The following is a 7,125-nucleotide window of genomic DNA, read 5'->3' as shown; positions in this document are numbered from 1 at the left end:
TGGGCGCCCAGGTCAGCCTGCCGGTCATGTGCGTGCTGGTGGGCGCCGGGCTCGGGCGGCTGTTCCTGGCCTGGCCCGTGCTGCATACGGCCCTGGACGTGGTCGGCTCGGCCTACATGCTCTGGCTGGCCTGGAGGATCACGCGCTTTTCGGGGCAGCTCGGCCCTGGCGGCCCGCAGGGCGCCGCCCGGCCCCTGACCTTCGGGCAGGCCGCGGTCTTCCAGTGGCTGAACCCCAAGTGCTGGATGATGTACATCGGCGCCGTGTCGCTGTTCACCACCGGCGGCGCGGGCGTGTTCACCGAGGTGCTGGTCATCGCCGCGCTGTTCGCGGTGATGGTCCTGCCCTGCTTCAGCGCCTGGGCCCTGCTGGGCGCGGGGGTCGGCCGCCTGCTGAACACGCGGCCGCGGGTGCTGGCCTTCAACTGGGCCCTGGCCCTGACCCTGGTGGCCTCGCTGGTCCTGGCCCACCTGCCCCAGGCGGGCTGAGGCCGGGCGGCGGGGCACCGGCCCTGCGCCCCGCCGCCCCACCGGGCCTCCCCGGCCGCAGCGGCCCACCCGGGCTGAGGCCGCACGGGCAGCCCGCGCCCCCGCCGACCCCGGCCCCTGCGCTCTCGCATCGCCCCCGGCCCCTGCGGCTCGCGCATCGCCCCCGGCCGCCAGGGGCGGGGCCCCGGACGCTGATGCCCTTGCAGCGCCTGTGCCCCCCTGGCCGCCCGGGGCCAGCCCACGGCCCACCGCCCGGCCCGGCTCCCCGCCGCCCCCGGCCGCGCAGGGTCAGCCCCCCTCCCCCCCGGCCCACTCGGGCCTGAAGCCGCGCGCCACGGCGGGGGGCCGAACGGGCGGCCCCCGCCCCCCCGCCCGGCCTGAGGCCGGGCGCAGCCCCCGCAGCCCCGGCCAAGCCCTCCCCGCGCGCCCCGGCCAACCGCGGCGCCCCAACCCCCTCCGGGGCTCCCGCACGGCACATGGCCGTTGACAAGTGATATTGATTTTCATTATCTACAACCTTCGCCAACGCGCCCTGTTTCCTCAACGCATCGCCGGGGTCGGTCATGACGCAAGAAGCCAATCGCACGCGAAAAAGCCCGGCGCGCAGGCCGCTGGTCAACGTGGGCGACCGGGACTGCCCGGTCTGCCGCTCCCTGGGCCGGGCCTACGCCTCCGCGCTGACCCACGACGCCGTGTACATGGACAAGGGCCCCATCCGGGGGGAGTACGCCCGCACCCTGGCCGAGGGACTGGAGCTCTCGGTCATCGACGTTCTTCTGCTGGACGACATGACCCTGGCCGCGGGGCCGGACAGGCGGGACTGCCGCCTGGGCATCACCTGCTGCCTCGAAGGGGGCATGCGCTGGCAAACCCGCGAGGGGCGCGAGATGTCCCTGGGCGCGGGGCATCTGCTGCTTGGCACCGGCGCCGCCACGGGCGTCTGCCGCCTGGGTCGGGGCCAGCAGGTCCGCTTCGTGGACCTGGCCGTGAACCTGGACGGCCTGCCCGCCGCGGGGCTGGCGGACCTCGCCGGGCCGGGCCTGCAGACGCGCCAGACCGCCATGCCGCCCAGAATACGCGCCGCGGTCGCCGACATCCTGGACGGCCGCCCCGGCGACCCGCTGCGCGCCATGTATTGCCAGGGCAAGGCCCGCGAGCTCCTGGCCCTGGTCCTGGACCACCTCGCCCGCGCCGGGCGGGCCGTCAACGCCGCCGCCCTGCCCGCAGACTGGATCCAGGGCCTGTTGCGGGCCCGGGAGGCCATCGACGCGGACATCGCCAACGCCCCGTCCCTGGCGCAACTCGCCCGGCTGGTGGGGCTGAACGAGTTCAAGCTCAAGACGGGCTTCAAGCGGCTCTTCGGGCTGCCCGTACACGCCTACATCATCGACCAGCGCCTGGAGACCGCCCACAGGCTGCTGCAACGCGGCGGCATCACCGTGACCGAGGCGGCCCACCGGGTGGGCTACGCGGAACTGGGGCGCTTCGCCGTCACGTTCCGCAAGCGCTTCGGCGTGCCGCCCTCGGAAATTCTCAGACCCCCGACCCCGCCCGAGTGACCGCCTCCGCGTCACAATACCGATCGGCATAGCGAAAACTCCGGTTTCGCATAGCCCGGCCCGTTGATAACGGGTATCAGCCAGGGCTGTCTTCCACGGCGAACAACGTCCGGAGTGTCTATGCCCACTGCCTCACCACCGCGCGGCGGCCTTGCCAGCCTGCTGCGCATGGCCGCCCGGCACAAGGGGAAGATGTCCCTGGCCTGCGGTTTTTCCCTGGCGGCGCAGCTGTGCGCCGTGGCGCCCTTCCTGGTCCTCTTCGTGCTTGTCGGGCGCATCGCGCAGCCCCAGGGCGGGGCCGTGCAGCCCGACCAGGTCTGGCCCCTGGCCCTGGCGGCGGGGGGCTGCGTGCTGCTGCGCCACGCCTTCGCCGCCGCGTCCAGCGCGCTGGCGCACCTGTCCGCCTTCGCCATCCTGCACGACCTGCGCCTGTCCATCGCCCGGGCCCTGCCCCGGCTGCCCCTGGGGTTCTTCAACGAAACCGCCAGCGGGCAGATCAGGAAAGTCATGCTCGAAGATGTCGAGCAGATGGAAATCTTCATCGGCCACAATCTGCCGGAGCTGATCGGCAGCCTCCTGTACCTGCTGCTCTCCACCGGGGTGCTTCTCCTGGTCGACTGGCGGCTGGCCCTGGCCTCGCTCTGCCTGCTGCCCGTGGGCTTCCTGGCCCAGGCGCTGACCATCGCCCGCAACAAGGACCTGCGCACCCGGTACTTCACGGCCAACGAAAGGACCAACGCCGCCATGGTCCAGTACATCCAGGGCATGCCGGTCATCAAAGCCTTCAGCCGGACGGAGGAATCCCTGCGCGCCTACGCCGGGAGCGTGGCCGACTGCGCCCGCCACGAGGCGCGGATGTGCCGCCGCTGGTCCGTGCCCATGACGGTGTTCTCCGTGGCCCTTGGCGCGAACATGCTGGTCCTGCTCCCGCTGGGCGCCTGGCTGCACCTGTCCGGCGAGGTGGACCTGCCGACCCTGTTCCTGTTCCTGCTCATGGGCCTGGGGCTGGGCAACGCCCTGCAACAGTTCATGACCCTGGGCTCGTTTCTCGAAAACCAGGCCGAGGGCCGCAGGCGCATCGACGCCCTGCTGGCCCGGGAGCCGCTGCCCGAACCGGCGGCCCCCGGCCAGCCGGAGGGCAACGCCCTGGCCCTGGGCCATGTGGACTTCGCCTACGGCGACAAGCAGGTGCTCTTCGACGTGTCCGCCCGCCTGGAGCCGGGGCGCTTCCTGGCGCTGGTCGGCCCCTCGGGGGCGGGCAAGAGCACCCTGGCCCGGCTGGTGCCCCGCTTCCGGGACGTGACCGGGGGCGCCATAACCCTGGGCGGGCGCGACATCCGCGACATGCCCCTGGACACCCTCATGGCCAGGACGACCTTCGTCTTCCAGGACGTGTTCCTGTTCAACGACACCGTCGAGGCCAACCTGCGCGTAGGCAGGCCGGACGCCAGCCCGGCGGAGATGGAGGCCGCGGCCCGCGCGGCGCGCTGCCACGAGTTCATCGCCGGCCTGCCCGGCGGCTACGGCCATGTGGTCGGCGAACGGGGCGCGGTCCTTTCGGGCGGGGAGAAGCAGCGCATCTGCATCGCGCGCGCCCTGCTCAAGGACGCCCCCATCCTGGTCCTGGACGAGGCCACCGCCTTCATCGACCCCGAAAACGAGGCGGACATCCAGGCCGCGCTGGGCGCCCTGGCCCGGAACAGGAGCCTCATCGTCATCGCGCACCGGCTGTCCACCATCACGGCTGCCGACGAGATCCTGGTGATGGACCGGGGCCGGGTGGCCGCGCGCGGCACCCACGAGGGCCTGCTGCGCGAGAGCCCCCTGTACGCCCGCCTGTGGCAGGCCCACCTGGCCAGCCGCAACTGGTCCTTCAACACGGGAGGGGCGGCCTGATGCTTCGCCTGATGCAACGCCTCGCGGCCCTGGTGCCGCAGCTTGGCCCGCGCATGCGCCTGGCGGCCGCCCTCAAGGTCGGGGAGGCCCTGTGCATGGGCGCGCCCTACGGCGTCCTGCTGCTGGTCCTGCACAGGCTCCTGGAGCGGACCCTGACCGGGGCGGACATCCTGGCGGCCACGGCGGTCATGGCCGCCTGCTTCCTGGCCCAGGGCGCCTTCTGCCTGCTGTTCACCCGCGTGGCCTACCCCATCGGAACCGAGCTGTGCCGACAGGTCCGCGTCATGGTCGGCGCGCACCTGCGCACCCTGCCCATGAGCCATTTCTCCCGCTCCAGGGCGGGCGACACCACGGCACTGGTCTCCGACGACCTCGTGCTGCTGACCCTGATCCCGCGCATGGCCTTTCCGCAGTTCGTCGTGGCCCTGGCGCTGCCCCTGGCCCTGGCGCCGTTCCTGGTGGCGGTGGACTGGCGGCTGGCCCTGGCCGCGCTGCTGCCGGTGCCCCTGGCCCTGCCCGTGCTCGGGCGCTGCCGCAAGGCGCTGGACCGGGGCATGCGCAGGCGCAGCGAGGTCATGGTGGCGGTCAGCTCCGCGGTCATCGAATACGTCCAGGGCATGGAGGTCATCAAGGGGTTCGGCCTGGCCGGAGGGCGCTTCGCCGCCCTGGCGGCGCTCCTGGAGCGCGCCAGGCGCGAGAACCTGGCCCTGGTCTTCCGCGCCCTGCCCCTGATGACGGGCTTCCAGGCCATCCTGGACGCGGGGTTCGTCGCCCTGCTGCTGCTCGGCGCCCACCTGCTTGTGGGCGGCGCAACGTCCCTGTTCGCCTACCTGACCTTCCTGGTGCTGGCCCTGCGGATGTACGAGCCCGTCAAGGCGCTGGGCACGGTGTACGAGATCACCCAGGCCGCCGAGGTCACCCTGGACCGCCTGGAGGCCCTGCTCGCCCTGCGCCCCCTGCCCGCCGGGAACGCCGCCCCGCCCAGGGGCCGCGAGGACATCGCCTTTCACGACGTGTCCTTCGCCTATGACCGGCGGCCGGTGCTCCGCAACGTGAGCTTCACCATCCCCGCCAACCGGGTCACGGTCTTCGTCGGCCCCTCGGGAGCCGGGAAAACGACCATCCTGCGCCTCATCGCCCGCTTCTGGGACACGGACTCCGGGGAAATCCGCATCGGCGGGACGCCCGTGCGGGAGCTGAGCGGCGACGCGCTGTTCGACCGGCTGAGCATGGTCTTCCAGGACGTGTACCTGTTCCAGGGCACCATCCGGGAGAACATCGCCTTCGGCTCGCCGCACGCCACGGACGAGGCCGTCCACGCGGCGGCCAGGGCGGCGCGCTGCCACGAGTTCATCCAGGCCCTGCCGCGCGGCTACGCCACGGCCGTCGGCGAGGGCGGGGCCACGCTGTCCCAGGGCGAAAAACAGCGCATTTCCATTGCCCGGGCGATCCTGAAGGATGCCCCGGTCATCCTGCTGGACGAGGCGACGGCCTCCGTCGACCCCGACAACGAAAGCCAGATCCAGGACGCCATAAGCGCCCTGGTCAGCACCAAGACCGTGGTCATGGTGGCCCACCGGCTGGCGACCGTCACCGGCGCCGACCAGATCGTGGTCCTGGACGGCAAGGGCGGCATAGCGGCCACGGGAACCCATTCCCGGCTGCTGGAGGACTGCGAAATCTACCAGCGCTTGTGGGCCGCCCGCCAACAGGCCCTGGGGTGGAAGGTCGGCATATAACGAATACAGGAGGACAACACGGTGAACGCATTCATTTCCCTTTCCCTTTCCCGCCGGGGGCTCCTGGCGGCGGCGCTCCTGGCGCTGCTGCTGGCCCCCGGGGCGGCCCGGGGCGCGGACGGGCCGGACGCCGCCGCGCAGGAAACCGCCGCCACACAGCTGCCCACGGTCGTGGTAACGGCCCAGAAACGCGAGGAGAACGTCCAGAAAGTCCCCATGAGCATCACCGTCGTCACCGACGAGGCCATCCACGACAGCGGGGTCAAGGACACATCCGAGCTGATGCGCTACATCCCCAACGCATTCGTGCGCGACGCAGGCAACTACCACCAGGTCAACATCCGCGGCGTCGGCGGGTTCACCAACGGCCTGCACTCCCCCGTTGGCCTCTATGTGGACGACGTGAACCTGCCCAACGTGTTCATGCAGAACCCCGAGCTGTTCGACGTGGAGCGCGTGGAGGTGCTCAAAGGGCCCCAGGGCGCGCTGTACGGCCGCAACAGCGAGTCCGGCGTCATCAACATCGTGACCCGCCAGCCCGACAACGAGCTGCGCGGCAGGATCAGCACCGAGTACAACGCCTACGACACCAGCCACGGCCTGTCTTCCGGCGCCCGGATCGGCGCCGCCGCCAGCGGCCCCCTCAAGCAGGACACGCTCTACCTCGGCCTGTCCGGCAAGTGGGACTACACCGGCGGCTTCGTCAAGAACTCGTACGACGACGACGACAGAGCCACCTCGTTCAACGACTTCATCGGGCGCGGCACCCTGCGCTGGACGCCGGACCCCAGATGGGACGTGCGCTTCACCCTGGACGGCAGCAGCAACGAGGACGGCATGGGCTACGGCCGCTACCTCGCCGGGCCGAGCCGGACCGCGCCCGGAACCATCAACGCCGACGAGGACAGCGACCGCCTGCGCCGCGCCAACGGCCAGACCCTGCGGGTGGCATACGCCGACGACGACCTGGCCTTCACGTCCATCACCGGACGCCAGTACTTCGACGACAGGTACGGCATAGACATGGACATGACCCCCGCCTCCGTCATGATCGGCGACAACAAGAGCACAAACCAGCTCCTGAGCCAGGAGTTCCGCCTGGCCTCGGCCCCCGGCGCCGGGCCCCTCGAATGGCTGACGGGCGTCTATGCGTACAAGGAGGACATGGACGTCAAGACCGTCTACCGCTACCCGGCCTTCCTCGGCGCCCAGAGCCGGGACACGGACATCGACATCCAGGGCGGCGCCCTCTTCGGGCAGGCCACCTACACCCTGTTCGACCGGCTGCGCCTGACGGGCGGGCTGCGCTACGACTACATCGTCGGCCCTGAAAATAATTTATTCACCTGAAAATACTTAACAAAGTGTCGCCTTCAATGTATCATTCTCGACCAGGAAGCGCAGTGGTTCTGCAGAAAACCGGTCGCGCCGTCGCCGAGTCGG

Annotated in this window: 5 protein-coding genes; all 5 read left to right on the top strand. The window is 71.2% G+C overall.

Annotated features, from left to right (window positions below; translation table 11 throughout):
* A partial coding sequence (locus tag M0P34_RS12365) for a LysE family transporter (protein WP_291499580.1) occupies nucleotides 1-488 on the top strand: 488 nt, incomplete at its 5' end.
* 563 nt (nucleotides 489-1,051) lie between these two features.
* Nucleotides 1,052-2,047: an AraC family transcriptional regulator gene (locus M0P34_RS12360; RefSeq protein WP_291499578.1), complete on the top strand. Its 996-nt coding sequence runs from the start codon at nucleotides 1,052-1,054 to the stop codon at nucleotides 2,045-2,047.
* A gap of 120 nt (nucleotides 2,048-2,167) precedes the next feature.
* Entirely contained in the window at nucleotides 2,168-3,943 is a 1,776-nt protein-coding gene (locus M0P34_RS12355) for an ABC transporter ATP-binding protein (protein ID WP_291499582.1), read from the top strand.
* A complete protein-coding gene (locus M0P34_RS12350; protein ID WP_291499577.1) occupies nucleotides 3,943-5,682 on the top strand; it encodes an ABC transporter ATP-binding protein in 1,740 nt (579 codons plus the stop codon). The genes M0P34_RS12355 and M0P34_RS12350 overlap by 1 nt, the downstream gene beginning before the upstream one ends.
* A 21-nt stretch (nucleotides 5,683-5,703) precedes the next feature.
* Complete coding sequence (locus M0P34_RS12345; protein WP_291499575.1) at nucleotides 5,704-7,032, top strand: TonB-dependent receptor; 1,329 nt, start codon at nucleotides 5,704-5,706, stop codon at nucleotides 7,030-7,032.
* The last annotated feature ends 93 nt before the right edge of the window (nucleotides 7,033-7,125 follow it).

Origin of the sequence: Desulfocurvus sp. (assembly GCF_023230885.1) — a bacterium.
Classification (GTDB): domain Bacteria; phylum Desulfobacterota; class Desulfovibrionia; order Desulfovibrionales; family Desulfovibrionaceae; genus Desulfocurvus.
This window is presented reverse-complemented; position numbering and strand designations above follow the sequence as displayed.